Genomic DNA, 21,948 nt, shown 5'->3' on the forward strand with positions numbered 1-21,948 from the left:
AAAGTTTTAGATATAAAAAATGTGCAAATGCTTCTGGCTTTGCACATTTTTTATTTTTTTAATGATGATTAATTGCTGTACTTTTTTAACCCGATGGCGTCTTGTCGTACTTCAGATAACCAGTCTTTTTTGTATTTTCTTGTCAAATATTCAAATGTAAGCTTATTGTATTTGTTTAAATATTTAGCAGAGTAACTTCCCGGTCCTGAATAGAGTATTTTATATTTTTGTTGAAAGTCGAAATCTTCTTTTTGTAAACCATTAAAACTGGAAATAAAAATAACAAACAAATTATTTTTGGCATTTTTATTAAAGTTGTAATTGGGATTATTACCGTTTTTAAGATCCTCTTCAGATACCCGACTAATTGCATACTTAGGTTTTTTTTGCTGAATAACAGGTGGTAGCAAATCTTCAACTATAGTATCTGCTTGTAGTGTAACATTTATCTCTTCTGGATTGGCACTAATTTTTTTGGATTTCATTCCAACATAACTGAAAATTAAAAAATCAGCAGAATTGGCTTTTATATTATAATTACCGTAAAAATCTGTTGTGGTATAGGTCTGCTTTCCTTCAACCAGAATATTTACTCCTGGTAAAACACTTCCAGTACTGTCTTTAACAACGCCATATATTTTTCTGTCTTGTGCTAGAAAGAATTGAGAACATAAAAGAAAGGATAATATTATTTTAAAATGAATCATCGTAAAAAAGAGTTTTCAGTATTTATTTGACTTCTGTCAAATCATAATTGCTGATATAATATGGAAAATAAAGTTCAGGACTTAATTTTTTAGTGTTTGGTTTTTCATCATAGGACTTGCTTTTTAAAATAAAATTTAATCGGTCTTTTAATTCAAGCTTTTCCAAAGTATAATAATATTCATGTTCACCTTCTTTTCCACGATTCTTTAAATATGTTTTTGATTCGTAATTTCTGAATTGCTTTTTGAATGCTTCAATTTCTTTTATGCGATCCCATTTAGGATCTTTTGGACAACATATTGAACCCCAGTTTTCAGTGTAATAAATTAATAATTTATCCTGAGCAGTTTCTTTTGATTTTCTGTATTGTATTGTAGGGAATGTACCTCTATATGTGATAGTGCTATCAATAGAAATTTTATTTTGAGGACCCTTTGTTATTTTATAAACCCTGAATGAAGGACTGGGTTCTGCACAATCAACGTCTTTTATGCTACTTACCGCTTTATAATATACCCAATCAGGAGAAATTACTGTAACTGAATTGAATCTATTAACAAGTGAAGAATGAAATAATATTTTATTGGGCAGCATAGAAGCATTATTCGCAATGACTAATTCTTTTTGATTTGGAATTTCTAATACGACATTCAGTATATAATCAAATCCATTTGTAGCAACATTTTCATTCTCTATAGCAACAGCATCTTTAAATACAGTATTTAGAGCAGTTTGAGAAAATAAAGTTTGTGTAATACAATAAATAAACAAGGTAACTAGTATTCTTTTCATAGTCTCTTTTTTTTTATAGAGGGAAATAATGATAAAAAGGTTGGGAGTGAAGATAAAATATTTTAAAAAGATTTCTATAAAAATGACCTCTTTTCTAATGACGTTTTAAACAAAGAAAGTTGACTTTTTGAACAAAGCCGGGCAGAAACATTGCGCCTAATTTTGTCCTATAACTTTTTAACAATAAAAAAAATGGAACAGAATAATTATCAGGGAGCGTTACAACAATCAATTGGTTCAGGATTTAACGCAAAATCAACTGCAGGCGAAGTCATCAACGGAATTGATCTAAGCGGAAAAATTGCAATTGTTACGGGAGGAAATACAGGAATTGGTCTTGAAACTACTAAAATACTGGCAGCCGCAGGCGCGACAGTAATTGTAGCAGCAAGAGATGTTGAAAAAGCAAAGAAAAATCTTGAAGGGATTCAAAATGTAGTAATAGAAGAAATGGATGTAATGAATCCGTTGTCTATTGATCAGTTTGCTAAAAAATTCCTTGCCTCAGAAAGATCTTTGCATTTGCTGATTAATAATGCGGGTATTATGTGGGTTCCGCTTCGCCGAGACAGCCGCGGAATCGAATCGCAATTGGCTACCAACTATCTGGGACAATATCATTTGACTGCCAGATTGTTTCCTGCACTTAAAAAAGCAAATGGTGCAAGGGTAGTAAATGTGTCTTCTCTGGGACACCAAATGGGATCTTTTAATTTTGATGACCCTAATTTTCTTCACAGAGAATACGAAACACTTCAGGCTTACGGGCAATCTAAAACGGCAAGTAATTTATTTTCTCTTGAACTGGACAATCGTGCTAAAGTTTATAATGTAAGGGCATATGCTGTACATCCTGGTTCAATAGCAGGCACAGAGCTGGCAAGAGAAGCTTCGTTAGAATTATTTCAAAAAATGGGTTTTCTGGATGCTGATGGTAATATGCTTCCGGAAGTTGCAGCAAATTTAAAAACAATTCCACAAGGTGCAGCTACAACCGTTTGGTGCGCTACAAGTGCACAACTTGACCAAATTGGAGGTGTGTATTGTGAAGATGCAGACATTGCAAAACTGGTTAAAGGTGAGGAAGGTTTTGGTTCATATGGCGTTGAAGCTTATTCTCTGGATGAAGAAAACGCTAAAAGACTATGGGATTTAAGCGAGAAAATGACCGGTGTATCTTTTAGAATTTAAGAGGTAAGTTTTATTTGAATTGGCGGGGTAAAAACTTAAAAAAAATGATTAATTTTCAAATTATAACCATTACAATATGGAACACATTTCAAAATACCTGACGCCAGAAATTAAGCTTTCCAGCTACGACGATAAGCTGTTCAAATCAGATTTGATGTTTGATGACCATATGCTGATTTGGTTTATTTCGGGCGAGACAAAAATAATACAGGCAGATGCTACATTTTATTTTAAGACGGGTGATATATTCCTGATTCCGAGAAATCTTTTGGCAACTATAATCAATTATCCTAAAAACGGAAAACCTCATAAAACTGTGGTCATGCATTTATCAGCCGAAAGGTTAAAAAAGTTTTACGAAAAAATTGATGTTGACAAAAAGCCTGCTAAAGAGCAGACGATACAACGTTTTAGCAATCATCCACTACTAAAAAGCTGCTTGAGCTCAGTAATTCCTTATTTTGATGTTGAAGGGGCATTTCCTGAAAATATTGCATCCCTGAAGATTACTGAAGCGATTAGTATTTTAAGGGAAATTGATAAAGGTGTAGATAGTATTCTGGCTAATTTTGATGAACCCGGAAAAGTGGATCTGATTACATTTATGGAACGTAATTTTATGTTTAATATGCCAATGGAAAAATTGGGGTATTTAACCGGACGCAGTTTATCTACTTTTAACCGGGATTTTAAAAAGCTGTTTCATATTACGCCACAAAAATGGCTGACTGATAAAAGATTACAATTAGCGTATTATCAATTATCTGAAAAAAAGAAAAAACCAACAGAAGTATATCTGGAAGTGGGCTTTGAAGATCTTTCTCATTTTTCGTTTGCTTTCAAGAAAAAGTACGGATTATCGCCCAACCAGTTGCCATCGCTGAATGTTTCTTAAGCTGTTTAGTGATGAGGTTTGATTTTTAAGTATATAAAAAAGGCAATCTTAAAATTAAGATTGCCTTTTAATGTATCGTAAATAATGTTTGCTACATTTTGGTAATAATAAACTCGCTTCGTCTGTTCATTTGATGTTGTGCATCTGTACACGGAACCCCATTAGAACAATTGTTGATGAGTTGTGTTTCGCCATATCCAATCGCGCTTTCAATTCGTTCAGGAGCAATTCCCTGAGAAATGATGTAATCGCGGGTTGCCTTGGCTCTTCGGTCAGATAATTCAAGATTGTACTGATCATTTGCTCTGGAATCAGTATGAGATTCGATTTTAATAACCACACTTGGATACTGGCTCATCAGCAAAACGACTTTGTTTAATTCGATTGCGGCATCATAACGTATATTCGATTTATCGAGATCAAAGAAAATGATTCCGATTTTGATCTTCAATACACCGTCTTTACGCTCAATAAGAGCAGGATCAAGACCAATTGGGACTTGCGTAATTCCTGAATTTTCAGCTGTTACAATTGCTTTTGATGCCGGTGTGAAGTTGTCTTTTGAAACCTCAATCGTATAAGGCGTTTTGCAGGTTATGGTTTCTGAAAATTCAAATTTCCCATCAATTTTTGAAACGGTTTCTTCTATTTTCCGGTTTTCATTATCTTTTAAAGTAACAATAGCTCCGGCAATTTTATTATTCGAAATGGCATCAAAAACATATCCTTCGATAGCTTGTGTACAGCTTCTTTCGAAAGAATAAATATCATCGTCTCCTTTTCCGGTTTTTCTGTTAGAACATACAAAACCCCTGTTGGTATCTTCGTTTACGATATAACCAAAGTCATCCATATTGCTGTTTAACGGTGCGCCAAGATTAACCGGAGCATCGAAGATTTCGTTGTTTAACCTGCTTTCAAAAACGTCAAGTCCGCCCAGTCCCAGAAATCCGTCAGAAGAGAAATACAACGCTTTATCAGTAATGAAAGGAAACATTTCACGTCCGCTGGTATTTATTTTTTCACCTAAATTCTTCGGATTGGAGTATTGATCTTCTCCCAGAATGTCAACAACAAAAATGTCGGTAGAACCAATTGTTCCGGGCATATCAGAAACAAAATATAGTTTTTTTCCGTCTTTGCTGACAGAAGGCTGTCCAACGGAATAATTATCACTGTTAAAAGGAAGTTCTTTTATGTTTTCCCAGCGAACGGTTCCGTTCCCGTTTTCTACAGCTTTTGCCGAATAAATTTTTAAGTTATTGATGCCTTTACTGTCTCTTTTTAGTTTTCCGTTATAATTATTTCGGGTAAAATAAATTGTTTTCTCATCTGGCGAAAAGGCAACACAGGCTTCGTGATATTGGGTTGTAATTTCTTTTCCAAAACGTTCCTTAAAGGTAACATTAGTTTGTGACGGGCTTATTTTTCCGAGTTGCATGTTTAGAAAAGGCTGATCGTTCCAGCCATATTTAGCCGTTTTCAGATAAGAAGAATCTACTGTGGTTGAATACACTAAATTGCCTTTGTAAAACATGGGACCAAAATCAGAATAAGCCGAATTGATTTCGAGATTTTCCAGTGTAAACTGTGGCTTTATTTTTTTGATGTCTTCAAGCGTGACTGTTTTAAGCGAAAAATTCTGTGCTCTTAAATCAGAAGATTTTTGTTTTTCTGAAAATGATTTCATCCATTTTTTTGCCAGTTCATAATTCTGAACTCCCTGTAAAGACTGTGCATAACGGAAATAATATTCTGCAGAAACTTCATTAGAGTAGTCTGAAAGCAGTTTGCTGTACCATTTACTGGCGTGCTCCATTTGTGTATTAAAGTAATAGGCGTCTCCAATTCGCTGTAAAGTCTCTTTAGAAGCATCACCATTTTTCAGGGACAATTCATACGACTTTGCGGCATCTACATAATACATTTTATCAAAAAGAGCATCGGCTGTTTTGTTCTTCGTTTGCGAATACATCATTTGTATGGCTAACAGTACAAGTATAATAATTGTTCTTTTCATAAATCACAGTATTAAAAGAATCGGGGAGATTTTAAACCATTTTTACGGGATACCAATTCAAAACGAAGCATAATCTCGTGCGTACCACTATTATAATTTTGCAATTCTGTTGTGGTATAATCATAAGCATAACCAATTAGTATTTGTGGTGTAATTTGTATGGATGCCAAAGCACTAACAGAGTCTGATGTACGATAAGATGCACCAAGCGTGAGGCAGTTATTGAACATAAAGTTGGCAGAAAAATCAGCAATAAGCGGAGCTCCGGCTACATATTTAACAAAAGCTGCAGGTTTGAATTTGGTATGAGCCGAAAGATCAAAAACAATTCCGCCAATAAGGTATAAGTGCATGCGCTCGTTGACAAGATTTTCGGCAATATCATCATAATTGTATCGTTCTCTGGTGATAAAATTAGGAATAGACAATCCGATATAATCTCTTTCGCCATGCCAGTATAAACCGGCACCTACTACCGGAAGAAATTTATTGGTAATGTTTTCGCGAAACTGTACATCAGGATCTTTATAACTTCCTTTGGTCCAGTCGATGTTTACGACTCTTCCGCCACCTTTTATACCAAAGGACAATTTGTGTGTTTGTCCGGACTGAATGGTATAGGAAAAATTGGCATCGATATACTGTTCTTCCATAGGTCCGATTTCTTCACTAATTACAGATAAACCAAGCCCAACATGTTTTCCAACAGGAGTATCGAGTGTAAAAGACTGTGTCTTGGGAGCTCCGTCAAGACCAACCCATTGTGTTCTGTATAATCCCGTTATGGCTAAATGTCCTAATGAGCCGGCATATGCAGAGTTTACAGTAAGCGTATTATACATATACTGTGTGTATTGCGGATCTTGCTGTGCTACAACATTGTATACAGAAAGCATCGTAATGATGGTGATAATCTTTTTTATATTTTGAATCATAGCCAATTCTTATTTTGGTTATTACCATTTTATTTTAAATAAAGCCATCCGGAGACTTTAGGAGAACCGTTTCCGAGATCAAGAATGTAGAAATAAGTTCCTTCCGGAAGTGTTTTGGCAGAACCGTCTGCTTTTCCGTCCCAGGTGTTATTATATCCTTTTTTATAATACACCAGATTACCCCAACGATTGAATATCTGCAACTGATTTTCCGGATATTGTGTGATACAATCGATATAAAAAGTATCATTTTGCCCATCGTCATTTGGCGAGAATTCGTTGTAAATTTTCAGACAGTTTGGCGAAACGGTTGCACTATCCTGATTGTTGGACGAATTGGTATCAATCTGATCCATTTTTACAAAATGTGCCGTGTTGAGATAATCATTAAAGTCTACCACTTTTGCAGTAATCGTAAGCGTTTGTGAACTTCCTTTATTTACAGCAGGAATAGTCCAGACACCTGTTGAGGCGTTGTAAACTCCGGATGTTACCGTAAAACTGTCAAGTGTATATCCTTTTGGTAAAATATCCTGAACTTCGACATTGGTTGCGGTCAGATTGCCCAGATTTTCTGCCATAATAGTAAAGACTACTGTACTGCCCATTGGAACATCTGTTTTATCAACTTCTTTGTTGATGGCAATATCAGTTGACGGAATATTGACAAATTCTGAATCTTCGTCGTCTTCGCTCTGATCCCCATTATCATTGTTTGGTTTACTGTCAGGATCGTACTGATCGCTGGCTGTAACCTGCGCGATGTTGAGGTAATCGTTGCTGTCCAGTCCATGCGGATTGGCAACTGTAACCTGATAGCTTAAAGTAATACCACCAACCGGAACAGTAAGATCTGTCCATTTTATCACGTTTTTACTAAAGATTCCTCCGTTATTAATATTGGAGATATTGTAATATCCTAAAGGGATCATATCTTCTACAGCAACTCCGGTAGCGACACTTGGTCCTGCATTGTCGAGCTGCAGGGTAAAGGTGATAACCTCGTTTACATTTGCATTTTTATTGCTGACTGTTTTGTTCAGACTCAGGTCAGAGATCGCAACTTTTATCTGAAGACTGTCATAATCGTCTTCGGTTTTTACGCCATTGTTTGGTGTTGAATCCGGATCTGGTAAGTTACTGGCAATAATTTCAGTTTCATTTGTATATTCGTTAGGTACACCTGTTGGCGGATTTACTTTCGTATAAATATCCAGAGATTGTGTAGCGCCATTTGCTACACTTCCTGCATTCCAGACTCCTGTAATATAGTTGTAAAGACCGCTTGTAGGACTACTGGTTATATAAGTAAATCCGGGAGGTAATAAATCTTTTACCATGACACCACTTGCATCTCCCGGGCCATCATTGGTCACTGTAACCGTAAAAATAACGGTTCCGCCAACTTCTTGTAAAGCATCGCCATTTAGGGCCGTTTTGCTGATAGACAAATCGGCCATGACAATTACAGGAGTTACAGAAATACTGTCGTAATCATCTTCGGTTACGACACCATTTCCTGGTGTACTGTCCGGATCAAATTGATCTGATGTCATTATTTCTGCAGAATTCAGATATTCATTTGCAGTTCCCGTTGGAGTTTTAACAAAAACATTAATCAATAAAGTATGGCTATTGCCCGGCAGAATAACTCCTGGTGACCATATTCCGGTAATACGATTGTAACTTCCGGACGTAGCACTGTAAAAAATGTAATCATATCCTGAAGGTAAAATATCTTTGATTGTAACACCTGTTGCAATACTTGGCCCTGAATTGGTTACCGTAACAGAAAATGAAATCTGTGATCCAACATCAGGAGTAAGAATATTATTGATGACTTTTTTCTCTATCGAAAGATCAGCTACCGCAGGAACAGGAGTAAGGGTAACAGAACTTATATCATCTTCGCCAGGTGCATTGTTATTTGGTGTACTGTTTGGATCTGCCTGATTCGAGCTGTAAACTTCTGCCACATTGAGATAGTTTCCTGTATTGTTCACTTTTACAGAAAGCAACAGAGATTGTGAATCTCCGTTAGCAATAGTACCAACATCCCATATTCCGGTAATTTGATTGTATTGTCCGGCAGTAGAGCTGTACACAATATATTCATATCCGTTAGGCAGTAAGTCAATTACTTTTACACCGGTTGCAGTTTGCGGACCGCTGTTTTTTACAGTGATTTCAAAAGTAACCGTTGTACCAAAAATCGGACTCAAATTACCACCTACCAAAGTTTTTGTTAATGATAAATCAGCTAAAGCAGATGTTGGAGTAGTAGTTGCCGTTGCATAATCATCTTCTGTAGTTACACCGTTATTAGGAGTTGAATTTGGATCTGGTAAACTGCTCGCGGTTACTTCGGCAACGTTGAGGTAGTTGCCTGTTGCGTTTACAGTTGCTGTTATTTGCAATGTTTGCGAATCTCCGTTTAGTAAAGAACCAATATTCCATTTTCCGGTATTTTTATTATAAGTTCCTTTTGTAGCCGTAAAGCTGCTGTAGGTATAACCAGAAGGTAATAAATCAGTTACTTCGACACCAGCAGTATTTTGAGGGCCGCTATTGGTTACAATAACTTCAAAAGTAACGAATGAACCTATCAATGGTGTTGGATTGCTTACTGTTTTGGTTAATGATAAATTAGCTGCCTGGGTTATTGGAACCGTAGTTGCAGTCGCATAATCATCCTCGGTGGTAACACCATTATTTGGCGTAGAATCCGGATCGGGAAGATCAGCAGCGGTTACCTCTGCAATATTCAGGTAAGTACCGGTTAAATTTACGGTTCCGGTAATTTGCAATGTTTCTGATTTTCCGTTGATTAAATTACCAACTGTCCACAATCCTGTTGTGGGATTGTAAGTTCCGGTAGAAACTGTAAAACTATTATAGGTGTAACCTGAAGGTAATAAATCAGTCACCTGAACACCAGTATTGTTTTGTGGGCCACTATTGGTTACCACGATTTCAAAAGTAACTTGTGAGCCCACTAATGGCGTTGGATTGTTTACTCTTTTAGTTAATGATAAATCCGAAGCCTGATTGGTTGGTGTTATCGTAGCCGTTGCATAATCATCTTCGGTGGTAACACCATTATTTGGCGTAGAATCCGGATCGGGAAGATCGGCAGCGGTAACTTCTGCAATATTTAAATAATTACCAGTTGCGTTTACGGTTCCGGTAATTTGCAGTGTTTCTGATTTTCCGTTAATTAAATTACCAACAGTCCACAATCCTGTTGTTGAATTATAGGTTCCTGTTGAAACTGTAAAGCTATTATAGGTATAACCATTCGGAAGCAAATCAGTGACCTGAACACCAGTATTGTTTTGTGGACCACTATTGGTTACCACAACTTCAAAAGTAACTTGTGAACCTACAATTGGTGTTGGATTGTTTACTTTTTTAGTTAATGATAAATCCGAAGCCTGATTGGTTGGTGTTATCGTAGCCGTTGCATAATCATCTTCGGTGGTAACACCATTATTCGGCGTTGAATCCGGATCGGGAAGATCAGCAGCGGTAACTTCTGCAATATTTAAATAATTACCAGTTGCGTTTACGGTTCCGGTAATCTGCAGTGTTTCTGATTTTCCGTTAATTAAATTACCAACAGTCCACAATCCTGTTGTTGAATTATAGGTTCCGGTGGAAACTGTAAAGCTATTATAGGTATAACCATTCGGAAGCAAATCAGTGACCTGAACACCGGTATTGTTTTGTGGACCACTATTGGTTACCACAACTTCAAAAGTAACTGGTGAACCTACAATCGGCGTTGGATTGTTTACTTTTTTAGTTAATGATAAATCCGAAGCCTGACTTATTGGAGTTGTGATGGCCGTTGCATAATCATCCTCGGTGGTAACACCATTATTTGGCGTAGAATCCGGATCGGGAAGATCAGCAGCCGTAACCTCTGCAATATTAAGATAATCTCCCGTTGCATTTACAGTTCCTGTGATTTGCAATGTCTCTGATTTTCCGTTAATTAAATTGCCTACAATCCATAATCCTGTTGCGGGATTGTATGTTCCGGTTGAAATCGTAAAAGCATTGTAGGTGTAGCCTGAAGGTAATAAATCAGTTACCTGAACACCAGTATTATCCTGAGGGCCATTATTGGTTACCACGACTTCAAAAGTAACTTGTGAACCTACAATTGGGGTTGCATTATTAACCGTTTTGGTCAAAGATAAATCCGAAGACTGACTTATTGGAGTTGTACTTACAGTTGCATAATCATCCTCGGTGGTAACACCATTATTTGGCGTAGAATCAGGATCGGGAAGATCGGCAGCCGTAACCTCGGCAATATTCTGATAATTGCCTGTTGCATTTACAGTAGCTATGATTTGCAAGGCTTCTGATTTTCCGTTTGGTATGTTACCAATAGTCCATAATCCTGTTGTTGGATTGTAAATTCCTGTTGAAACCGTAAATCCGACATATGTATAACCTGAAGGTAATACATCTTTTATCTGAACACCAGTATTGTCTTGCGGACCACTGTTGTTCATTGTAACTTCAAAGATCACTTGTGAACCCACAATTGGCGTTGGATTATTAACTGATTTGGTTAATGATAAATCCGAAGAAGGCTGAATAGGCGTAACAGCAGCATTGGCTTCGTCATCTTCACTCTGATCACCATCATCATTATTAGGTGTACTGTCAGGATCCGGCAAGTCGCTTGCTGTTACCTGAGTAATATTAAAGTAATCTCCGCTCGGCAATACTTTTGCATCAATAATAAGAGATTCAGAAACTCCGGTATCTACAGTACCCACATTCCATAAACCTGTGATATTGTTGTAAATACCTGCTGAGGAACTGTAGTTTACAAACTGATAACCAGATGGTAAAAGATCTTTAACTTGAACTCCCGTTGCATTATCTGGTCCGCTGTTCGTAATAACAAGTTCAAAGGAAATCTGACTTCCTACGACAGGACTTGTGTTTCCGGCCACTACATTTTTAACCAGAGACAAATCAGCAGACGGACCTATAAAGGTAATTTTTGCATTTGCTTCATCATCTTCGCTCTGATCACCGTCATCATTATTAGGCGTACTGTCAGGATCCGGTAAATCACTGGCTGTTACCTGAGCCGTATTTAAATAATTACCGGACGAATTTACAATAGCACTAAAAGTAAGACTTAAGGTTGTCCCACTTGCTAATACTAAGTTTTTCCAGTCGAGTGATGCATTTGCAGCCTGATACAAACCACCATTAGATACAGATCCCGGAACCAGGGTATATCCCACCGGAATAATATCCTGTACGCTTACACCCGTTGCATTTCCCGGACCTTTATTAACCAGAGTCAGCGTAAAATCTACTTTTTGACCTGCAGATGCCGATGTTGGGAAAACAGCTTTACTAAGTTCTAAATCGGCTGATTTTAAAGTAATAGCAGCATTATCCATATCATCTTCCGGAAGTCCGTTACCGGGAGTACTGTCAGGATCGAGTTGTTTTGAAGTTTGTATTTCGGCAACATTAATATAATTGGCTGCAGTAGCCACTTTAACTTTTGCTGTAATCTGAAGCGAAATAGAGTTACCATTATTGAGGTTTCCAATATTCCAGATTCCTGTAGTATTATTATATTTTCCGGCACCATTATCACTTACATAAGTATATCCTGAAGGTAAATGATCTGAAACAGTAACTCCTGTTGCATTGTTTGGACCGCTATTGGTAACAGAAATCGTAAATATTACATTGTCATTGATACTGACTGTTGCCGGAGAAACTGATTTATGAAGCGATAAGTCAGCAACATCCAAAATGATGCCCACGCTGTCCTGATCGTCTTCAGTAGGAATATGATTGTTTGGTGTACTGTCAGGATCAAATTGATCAGAAGCAATAATTTCGGCAACATTTACATAAGATCCTGTTGGTTTAATAGTAGCCTGAAACGTTAAGTTTAACTTTGTTCCGTTTGGAATCATCAGACCATACCAGGAAATGGTATTATCACCAACATTATATTGTCCGGCTAAATTGACAGAACCCGGTACAATGGTATATCCTGACGGAATATAATCGCGAACTGCAACACCTGTAGCATCTACAGTTCCTCCCAATGAATTATTATTAAAAACCTGTATTGTAAAGGTTACAATGTCTCCGGCACTTCCTGTTGTTGGTGTAACAGATTTAGTTAATTCAAGATCTGCGACTGCCAGAATAGTAAGGGTAACAGTATCTGATGAAACAGCACAATTTCCGTTTGTTACCGTCCATCGTAATACATAAGTTCCCGCGATAGTTCCTGCAATTGCAGATGCTGGCAGCGAAGTATCTTCAAAAACAATATTGGTAGGACCGGATACCTGAGTCCAGACTCCGGTACCAACTGTTGGCGGTACAGCATTTAAACTTACCGGTATAAATTGCGGAATCGTTTGATCTGGTCCCGCATTTGCCGTTGATGGCAGTTGATAGATTGTAACTTTAACCTGGTCTTCTGAAATACATCCATTTAAATTTAAAGTACTAGTTGTCCATTTAAATTCATAGGTTCCCGGAACCAATCCTAACATGGGTGTTTTCTCATTATTTGGCGCTGAAATAAAAGCAGTATTTGGTCCTGAAAGCTGAATCCAGGTACCTAAACCAGAAGTTACCGCAACGGCATCCATAGTGGTTGTACTCACATCACATAATTCCTGATCAGGGCCTGCATTTGCTATAGATGGCGGTATATCATTAAACGTTATTTCGACAGTATCTGAAGTAGGCTGACATAGAGACGGATTGGTAAATGGTCCGTTTGTTACTGTCCAGGTTAATCTATAGGTTCCTAAGGTCGTAATATTGGATAAGGTTGTCGTAGGACTGTTTGGGCTGTCAATAACCACAGCACCTCCTGACGGATCATCAGCGGGGCTGGCAAAAGACCATGTTCCGATACCTACAGTGGGCGGAACCGCAGCAGTTTTATAAGTAGTCTGACAGGCTGCTGTATCATCAGGGCCTGCATTTGCTGTACTTGGAGCTGCATTGACCTGGATTCTCACAATATCTGATAAGGCTCTGCACGCAGGATTTTCAAATACCCATTCTAAAATATAAAGCCCGGGTACAGTTAAGTTTGAAAGTGTAGTTAGTGGTGCTGACGGAGTATTAATTACTGCGGAACTTCCGGCGGGCTGGTACACAAAACGCCATTCAGCATTGGTAACATCCGGTGGAGGTATATTTCCGTTAAGAGTAGTAGTAGCGGCAACATCAGGAATACATAAAATCTGATCAGGGCCTGCATCCGGATCAATACTGGCTCCGCTAAAGATTTCTATAGTAACTGAATCTGATGATCCCGGACAAACAGAATTATCCGGATTGGTTACACTACTTGTAGTATAGGTAAACACATAACTATTTCCCGGTACAACAGTAGCATTTGCTATATAACTGTTAGGCGGAGATTGGGTTATGACAACATCATTAACGTTTCCTGATGTACTGGTAAGTGTCCAGGTTCCTTTAGAGTTTTTATTTCCAATGAGTTGTATGCTGCTAACATCACAATACGTCTGATCCGCTCCGGCATTGGCGGCAGGAGTAACAGTAACAATCATATCATCGAATGTACCTGAACATAAAAAGATATCTTTTGCCGTAATAGTCCATCTAAAAGTATAGGTTCCGGCAACAAGCCCATTAATTACGGTATTTGGATTAGACGGATTTACAATAGTAGGCTGATTAGGAGCTCCGCTAAGTAAAGACCATTGTCCGCTTTCAAAGAAATTATCATAGATATTTCCGGCCATGGTAACACTTGTACTGTTACATATATTTTGATCCGGACCTGCATTGGCAGTATGAGGCGGAATTCCAACAGTAATATTAACGTCATCAAACGCAGAGCCGCAAACATCAGCATTTATTGTCCATCTGAAAATATAATAGCCACTATATGCAAATGTAAAAGTTGCATTTGGATCATGCTCATTACTTATCGTATAACCTCCAACTCCTGAAATTCTTGTCCAGGTACCAACTCCGCCGCTACTTGCAGTTGCAGCCATTGTTATGGTATTACCACATATTTCCTGATCAGGACCTGCACTGGCTGTTGGAGGAGTATTGGCGATAGTAACAGAAACACTACTTTTATTAGGATCACATAATCTTGTTGCTGTTTCAATAGCCCAGGTAAAAACATACGTGCCATTTCCAGGAACATTAACGAGCGTATTAGGATCATTTACATTAGCAAAAATGACTCCTGCCGAAGGAGATACTGACCATGTTCCGGTTTCAAGTGTTCCCGGGCTGTTTCCGCCAAGGTTAAAAGAACTTGTTCCTGAAGGATAACAGGCATTTGGACCTGCGTTAGAATTTGAAGCAGCGTTTGAAGTATTTGTAGTAATCGTTACAGTATCAGAAACAGATACATTACACGAAGGACCGGGATGCAGATAAGAAACAGTCCATTGTAATTGGTAAGCAGATGCACTTGAGGTAAACCCCTTGGCTATTGCATTTGGATCGTTAACATTTGAAAATGTAATTGTACCTGGGCCTGAAACCTGACTCCATGTTCCAATTTCTCCGCTTTGTGCCGGTGTGGCTGCCAACGGAACCTGCGAATTAACACAAACAATCTGATTAGGTCCTGCATCAGTTACTCCTAAAGTACTTGATGAAACATATATGGTTACTGTAGCAACAGAAAAACCGCATGTTGCACCACCACCTTTTGTAATATATTGAAAAACATATGTTCCGGGAATAAGCCCGCTTACTTGTGTATCTACAGCAAAACTATCGGTAATAGTAGCCGTATTAGGACCGTTAAGCTGACTCCAAAAATGCATTCCGTCATCTGTTGCAACTCCGGATAACATGGTAGTCGTATCACCACACGGCAAACTTACATCAGAACCAGCATTCGAAGGCGTTGGTGCTCCGGAAACCAGAATACTCAGAGTGTCAAATCCAAAATCACAATTGACAGGAAGTGAGCCGTTTTCGCTTCTGATAAATTCTACGTTATAATCTCCGGATGCTGTCAAGGTTAAGGTTAAAGTATTTCCAATATCCTGTAGGGCAGTAGGAAAAGGACCTAACGGAGAACTTGCCGGACCGCTTACAATCCTGTATTGATTTGAGCCACTTCCTGTAACCGCCAGCGGAATAGTAAACACAGTCGCATTACAGCTTCCTACCATATCATTGCCATTATTGGCTACAATAGATCTTGTAGAGCCATTATACTGCACATTATAATCTTTAGTAAAAATACAGCCTGTATTGTTATTGGTCAGTGTGTATCTAAATTTATAAGGACCTCCTGTACTGGATATATTTGTAACCAGAGTAGTCGAATTTGTTGGTGAAACAATTACAGCTCCCGGATCTCCTGAAATTTGTGTCCATTGCACTGTTTCTCCTGTGTACAAAGGCGTTTGAGCTACAAGTGTAACCTGATTGATATTGTTGTCACAAAAGAATATGTTTTCATCACCTCCGGGCAATGTCGTTACATTTTGGGTTCCGGCAGGAACTGTAATCGTAACAAGATCATTTCCGGAAGCACAAGGTCCCGTTACCGTCCATCTAAAAGTATATGTTCCCTGAACCAGATTCGAAACCTGAGTATTGTTTGAGTTTGGATTAGCAATAGTTGGCGTATTAGGACCGCTAACAAAAGTCCATTGTCCGTTTTGTCCGTTTAGGTTACAACCTCCATAAGTACCGTTTAGATTGGTAGTTTGTGTGGTAGTATAACAATTACTTAAGGTTTGATCCGGTCCCGCAGAAACTGGTTTAACTCCGCCATAATTGGTAACTGTAATTTGTGATGTTGTTCTGCATCGTTGTCCCGGTGCATATTCAGGACCTTCGATTACCCATTGAAGTGTAGTGACGCCACAACTTGTTTGAGGCAATGTAATTGATGAGGTAGGCAGATTTGGAAAATTAATGACAACTCCCGCATTATTGGCCCCAACAATCTCCCAATAGGCTGTTTCGCCTGTATTTTTTGGTGTATTGGCCATAATGGTGAGCGTTCCCGTACTGTTAGGACAACTCGTGAGATTACTGCCCGCATTGGCAATTGTAATGGGTTTTACATTGACCACTTTATCCTGATACGTTGATACTCCGTCACCGCAAGTCGCACTATATCTAAAAATATAAGTATTACCTCCGGTATAGCCGTCAACAGTTGTGGTTGGACTGTTTGGTGAATTTATAACGACTGCCGGCCCTGATATTTGTGTCCATAACACATTACCAATAATAGGAGAAGGTACATTTCCGACCAGCGTTAACGCGTCTGTTTCGCATATAGTAACATTAAGTACACCTGCATTTACAGAGCAATTTTGCCCGTAGAGATTTATAGTACATGAAGTAACAATAAATAGAACTAAAATCAGTTTTTTGACATAGTTGCTAAAAAGTATAGATTGTTCCATAGGCTTTGAGGTTGCTTTGTGGGTACGAACAATTTATAAAACCACATTAAATTAGTAAATGATGTTTTTCAGAAAAGATGATTGTATTTGATTGGGAAGGGGATACTCAAATTTATGAAAAGTTAGCTTTGAGATGTGGTTCTATATGTTTCAAGTTATAATATGAAACAAGTTTTAAAGTGAGTTCAGTACAAAAAAATACAGATTTTTGAACAGAAAAAAGTAAAATAAACGATCAAAAAACAGCTGTTTTTGAGAGAGAATAATATAAGATTTTGTTAAATATAACAATCTGTATTGTAGTAATTTAACGATGAAAAAGATTGTCAGTTCCCAGTTTTAAAGGAAGAAAGAAAAAACAGAACCAGAACGTTCACTTCTGGTGTTTTGAAAATAGAAACACTTATGAAATGATAAGAGTAAATTTTTGATTTTAAAATGTTGTTTCATTTTATAATTTGCAACCAATTTTTTTTTGAAATGTCATGAAAAATTATTATGTAGATGAAAAGTGTAATATCTCTTAAAAAAGTAAAAAAAGAGACCTTATGATATTCATAAGGTCTCTTTTACAATAAATTTGATAAATTATTATAGAATTAGCTTAGTAATACCATCTTACAAAAGCTTCCATTGCAGCGTAAGTTGCCAACCCTAACTGATGGTATAATTCAGCTGTTTCCCGGTTACGGTCTTCGGCTCTCTGCCAAAACTCTCTGGCATCAGTTCCCTGAAAAACAACTCCGTCTTTTTGAGATTGATGTTTGAAAATTCCGTGACGTTTTGCCAATACCTGATCCGGACTCATTGGCACTGCCATTTCGACTTCATCAATTCCCCATTCCTGCCAGGCACCGCGGTACAACCATAACCAGCAATCATCCATAAATGATTTTGGTTTTAAGGCTTTTACAGCTTCAAAAACAGCATCCAGACATACTTTATGCGTTCCGTGCGGATCTGCTAAATCTCCTGCTGCATAAATTTGATGAGGTTTGATTTTTTCGATCAAATCCATTGTTAGTTGAATATCTTCCTGCCCCAGAGGTTTTTTCTCAATTGCTCCGGTTTCATAAAACGGAAGTTCCATAAAATGAATTTGCGCATCCGGCAAACCTACAAAATGACTGGTAGCACGCGCTTCTCCTTTTCGAATCAAACCTTTTAAATAACGAACTTCCGGAATATCAATTTCACTGGCTTTTTTGTTTTTTAAAAAGGCTGTTGCTTTTTTATAAATGTCTTCGGCTTCCGGACTTTTTATACCAAATTTATCGTTGTAATCGCATACGAAACTGGCAAATCGTAATGCTTCATCATCGGCAACGGCAATATTTCCAGAGGTTTGATACGCTACGTGAACTTCATGACCTTGTTGCTGCAAACGCATAAAAGTTCCTCCCATACTAATAATATCATCATCAGGATGCGGACTAAAAATCAATACACGCTTTTTTGCAGGTTCTGCTCTTTCCGGACGATTGGTGTCATCAGAATTTGGTTTTCCGCCTGGCCAGCCTGTAATCGTATTTTGTAATTTATTGAATATTTTAATATTGATGTCGTAAGCGGGACCTGAATCTGCCAATAAATCACTCATTCCGTTTTCGATATAATCAGCATCGGTAAGCATTAAAATAGGCTTTTTTAGATCTAATGCCAATCCTAAAACTGCTTTTCTGATTAATTTATCTGTCCAGATAATTTTCTCTACTAACCATGGTTTGTTAATTCTGGTAAGTTTTGAAGAAGCTTCTTTATCTAAAACAAAAACTGCATTGTTATGTTCCTGTAAAAACGATGCAGGAATTTGATTGGTGACTTCACCTTCAACTGATTTTTTGATGATATTCGATTTTCCTTCGCCCCAAGCCATTAAAATAACCTGTTTGGCTTCCATAATTTTTTTAACACCAAGGGTAATAGCGGTTCTTGGCGTATTGCTCAATCCCGAAAAATCACCGCTTGCCGCTACTCTTGTAATATGATCTAATGCTACTAAACGTGTTTTAGAGTTTTGTAACGAACCTGATTCATTAAAACCGATGTGTCCGTTTCCTCCAATTCCCAGAATCTGTAAATCGATTCCGCCTAAAGCTTCAATTTTAGCTTCGTAATTATGGCAATAATCTGCAATGGCTTCTTTTGATAAAGTTCCGTCAGGAATATGATAATTTTCCGGTAAAATATCTACCTGATCTAACAACAGTTCTTTCATAAACCGAACATAACTATTGATAGAATCCGGCTCCATTGGATAATATTCATCCAGATTAAAACTGATTACGTTTTTAAAACTCAAACCTTCTTCTTTATGTAAACGAACCAATTCAGCATATAATCCTTTTGGTGAAGAACCGGTTGCCAAACCTAATATACAAGGTTTATTTTCTTTTTGTTTGGATTGAATTAAAGCTGCAATTTCCTGCGCTACGGCTTTTGAAGCATCGCCAGAATTTTCGAAAACAACAGTATTGATGTTTTCGAATCGTTTCTCAAAACCTGTCGCTTTATCTATTTTACTTTTTAACATTTTACTTTTATTTTTTAATATATCAATAGACCTTGAATATGTTTTATTTAAACACATAGATTGTGTGTTGATTTTAGATTCTATATGCTGATTTTTTTTCACGCAGATTTAGCAGATTTAGCAGATTTTTTTTAAATCTTTTTAATTCTTTATTCCGATAACTATCAGGAGTGACTTTATTTTTAAAAACATAGCTTAAAAACAGTAAGCTATGTTTGTTTTAAATAAGTGAAACGCCTTTTGTTAAGCTGGAAAAACTATGTTTCTATGTGTTTAAAAAGTATTATTCGTTAGATGGTTTCCCTATAGTAGCCAGAATTCCACCGTCTACATATACCACATGTCCGTTTACAAAATCACTGGCTTTTGAGCTTAAAAATATAGCTGCACCTTGCAAATCATCGGGATCTCCCCAACGTCCTGCAGGCGTTCTTCCCATAATAAATTCATTAAATGGATGTCCGTTTACACGAATAGGAGCGGTTTGACTTGTTGCGAAATATCCCGGACCAATTCCGTTAGTCTGAATATTAAATTTAGCCCATTCAGTAGCCATATTTTTGGTCAGCATTTTTAGTCCGCCTTTTGCCGATGCGTACGCACTTACTGAATCCCTTCCTAATTCGCTCATCATCGAACACATGTTTATGATTTTTCCGCCTCCGCGTTCAATCATTCCTTTAGCCACATTTTTAGAAACGATAAACGGACCTGTTAAATCTACTTTTATTACGGCTTCGAAATCTGCTACTTCCATTTCAATTATTGGAGTTCTTTTGATAATTCCGGCATTGTTGATTAAAATATCGATCGGACCTACTTCGGTTTCTATTTTGTTAATTGCAGCGATTACAGCAGCTTCATCGGTTACATCAAACAAGTATCCGTGTGCTTCGATTCCTTCAGCTTTGTATTCGGCGATAGCATTGTCTACCGCTTCCTGCGAAGAGTGGTCGTTTACTACAATTTTTGCACCTGCATGTCCCAGTCCTTTTGCCATTGCCATTCCCAGACCATGAACTCCTCCTGTAATGAGCGCTGTTTTTCCCGTTAAATCAAATAAGTTAATTGACATTTTTTAAGTTTTTGGTTATTAGTAATCTTAATTTTTTAGGTATTGAAGTTGTTTATTATAAGTACTATTTGATACTTATACTCAAAGGATTTTGAAGTTCCTGATTAAAATGATCTAAATAATCCTGCCATTGTTTTGAGTTAGTAATCTGACCTGCTTTATCCCAGGCTGCACCACTATAATACACAATGGTTTCATTATTTTTTACGGCTGTTTTGGTTAATAACTGTTCTTTATCAACCCACATTTTATTTGCCGGAGTACTCAATATCGAACCCACGGCGGTAGTACCGTCTTTGTCAGAAGCAGGTTCCCAGTAGCCCATAATACCTTGTTGTTCGTTTAAGTACATTACGCCTGCTTTATCACGTCTGATGATTCCAACTACAACATCCAAAGGTTTTTTATCATCGAAAGTATAGACGTTTTCGATTCGGTTTAACTGAGAACCGGCGTCAAGCGAAATGATTTTTGTATTGGTCACTTTTATACCGCCGGCATTCCAGGAATCATAACGCAATTGAAAAGTAGATCGAAGCGGACCATTGTCTAAAATTTTCCAATTATGATAATTTCCGGAATAACGAATGGTGTCTTTTACAAACGGAGCCATATTTCCGGCACCTAACGTATAACCAACATGATAATAATCTAATCCGTCGCCATGATCGATATGATAATCGTTTCGTTTATAGCGGTCGTTTAGCACTAATTTATTGGTTCGTTTTACCCAAACATCATAACCGTAAGCGTCTCCTTCGGTTTTTTCCAATGCTTTTCCGTAAGCACGAAATGCGATTTTATCATTTTCCCACGCAAAGTCATCCAGTCGTTCCGGCACATAACGTGCATAAGTTTTGGCAGTAAATATTTCAGGTTTCCCTTTTTGGACAGAAAGTACAAGAGACGATTTTGCTTTAACATCTACTTGCACCAAAAGATTCTGAATCGCCGGGTTACCACGATGTTCCAGTTGAAAAGGAACTTGTTTTTTGGTAATGCTGTTTATTACAATAAAATTTGCTGTATCGATTTGTGGAAAGGAGGAAAGGACTGTTTTCCATTTTATGGCTATTACTGATTTTTTTCGGTTTACAATCGAATTATTCTGAATGCTAATGGTTGCTTTTGTTTGTGCCAAGACGGTTAAAGGCAAAACGAATGCGAGTAAAAAGTGAAGTTTCATTAATTTCATGAGTTGCAATAATTGTTGTTTTTTAATATAATTTTTATGGAAATCCATTCCAAAAAGACATAGTTGTGGCTTCTCGATTCCAAATGCATTTTGCACTTGTACGAGTTAAGGCTTTTCAGAATAAGAAATAAGGATCGTTTTTAGTCTCTT

Annotated in this window: 10 protein-coding genes; 2 read left to right on the forward strand and 8 right to left on the reverse strand. The window is 37.5% G+C overall.

Features of this window, described 5'->3' with window-relative positions:
* Window positions 1-68 precede the first annotated feature (68 nt).
* Together A4F88_RS00190 and A4F88_RS00195 are read right to left on the reverse strand one after the other, a co-directional pair.
* Complete coding sequence (locus A4F88_RS00190) at window positions 69-707, reverse strand: FEKKY domain-containing protein (RefSeq protein WP_068840532.1); 639 nt, start codon at window positions 705-707, stop codon at window positions 69-71.
* A 22-nt stretch (window positions 708-729) separates the two neighbouring features.
* On the reverse strand, window positions 730-1,500 hold the full coding sequence (locus A4F88_RS00195; RefSeq protein WP_068840533.1) for a hypothetical protein: 771 nt from the start codon (window positions 1,498-1,500) through the stop codon (window positions 730-732).
* Window positions 1,501-1,692: 192 nt separating this feature from the next.
* On the opposite strand from A4F88_RS00195, the gene A4F88_RS00200 reads away from it, so the two are divergent.
* Together A4F88_RS00200 and A4F88_RS00205 are read left to right on the forward strand one after the other, a co-directional pair.
* Window positions 1,693-2,691, forward strand: coding sequence for an SDR family NAD(P)-dependent oxidoreductase (locus A4F88_RS00200; protein ID WP_068840534.1), 999 nt, complete (start codon window positions 1,693-1,695; stop codon window positions 2,689-2,691).
* A 76-nt stretch (window positions 2,692-2,767) separates the two neighbouring features.
* Complete coding sequence (locus A4F88_RS00205; RefSeq protein WP_068840535.1) at window positions 2,768-3,586, forward strand: helix-turn-helix domain-containing protein; 819 nt, start codon at window positions 2,768-2,770, stop codon at window positions 3,584-3,586.
* A gap of 91 nt (window positions 3,587-3,677) precedes the next feature.
* Here the strand turns inward: A4F88_RS00205 and A4F88_RS00210 are convergent, their stop codons facing one another.
* The 6 genes from A4F88_RS00210 to A4F88_RS00235 form a co-directional block, all read right to left on the reverse strand.
* Complete coding sequence (locus tag A4F88_RS00210) at window positions 3,678-5,606, reverse strand: OmpA family protein (protein ID WP_068840536.1); 1,929 nt, start codon at window positions 5,604-5,606, stop codon at window positions 3,678-3,680.
* 11 nt (window positions 5,607-5,617) lie between these two features.
* Window positions 5,618-6,541 (reverse strand): PorP/SprF family type IX secretion system membrane protein, encoded by a 924-nt coding sequence (locus tag A4F88_RS00215; RefSeq protein ID WP_068840537.1) that lies wholly within the window; start codon window positions 6,539-6,541, stop codon window positions 5,618-5,620.
* 29 nt (window positions 6,542-6,570) lie between these two features.
* Window positions 6,571-16,995 carry a PKD domain-containing protein gene (locus A4F88_RS00220; RefSeq protein WP_068840538.1) on the reverse strand — a complete coding sequence of 3,475 codons (10,425 nt, stop codon included), beginning with the start codon at window positions 16,993-16,995 and terminating at the stop codon, window positions 6,571-6,573.
* 604 nt (window positions 16,996-17,599) lie between these two features.
* Complete coding sequence (gene nagB / locus A4F88_RS00225) at window positions 17,600-19,528, reverse strand: glucosamine-6-phosphate deaminase (protein WP_068841413.1); 1,929 nt, start codon at window positions 19,526-19,528, stop codon at window positions 17,600-17,602.
* Window positions 19,529-19,811: 283 nt separating this feature from the next.
* Window positions 19,812-20,603, reverse strand: coding sequence for a gluconate 5-dehydrogenase (locus A4F88_RS00230; protein WP_068840539.1), 792 nt, complete (start codon window positions 20,601-20,603; stop codon window positions 19,812-19,814).
* Window positions 20,604-20,667: 64 nt separating this feature from the next.
* Complete coding sequence (locus tag A4F88_RS00235) at window positions 20,668-21,894, reverse strand: DUF4861 family protein (RefSeq protein WP_245178978.1); 1,227 nt, start codon at window positions 21,892-21,894, stop codon at window positions 20,668-20,670.
* Window positions 21,895-21,948: the final 54 nt, after the last annotated feature.

It is taken from the genome of Flavobacterium chilense, from assembly GCF_001602525.1.
GTDB lineage: Bacteria > Bacteroidota > Bacteroidia > Flavobacteriales > Flavobacteriaceae > Flavobacterium > Flavobacterium chilense.

Coding starts and splice junctions, on each gene's coding strand:
- A4F88_RS00190 (WP_068840532.1), bottom strand. CDS start 707: ATGATTCATTTTAAAATAATATTATCCTTTCTTTTATGTTCTCAATTC.
- A4F88_RS00195 (WP_068840533.1), bottom strand. CDS start 1,500: ATGAAAAGAATACTAGTTACCTTGTTTATTTATTGTATTACACAAACT.
- A4F88_RS00200 (WP_068840534.1), top strand. CDS start 1,693: ATGGAACAGAATAATTATCAGGGAGCGTTACAACAATCAATTGGTTCA.
- A4F88_RS00205 (WP_068840535.1), top strand. CDS start 2,768: ATGGAACACATTTCAAAATACCTGACGCCAGAAATTAAGCTTTCCAGC.
- A4F88_RS00210 (WP_068840536.1), bottom strand. CDS start 5,606: ATGAAAAGAACAATTATTATACTTGTACTGTTAGCCATACAAATGATG.
- A4F88_RS00215 (WP_068840537.1), bottom strand. CDS start 6,541: ATGATTCAAAATATAAAAAAGATTATCACCATCATTACGATGCTTTCT.
- A4F88_RS00220 (WP_068840538.1), bottom strand. CDS start 16,995: ATGGAACAATCTATACTTTTTAGCAACTATGTCAAAAAACTGATTTTA.
- nagB (WP_068841413.1), bottom strand. CDS start 19,528: ATGTTAAAAAGTAAAATAGATAAAGCGACAGGTTTTGAGAAACGATTC.
- A4F88_RS00230 (WP_068840539.1), bottom strand. CDS start 20,603: ATGTCAATTAACTTATTTGATTTAACGGGAAAAACAGCGCTCATTACA.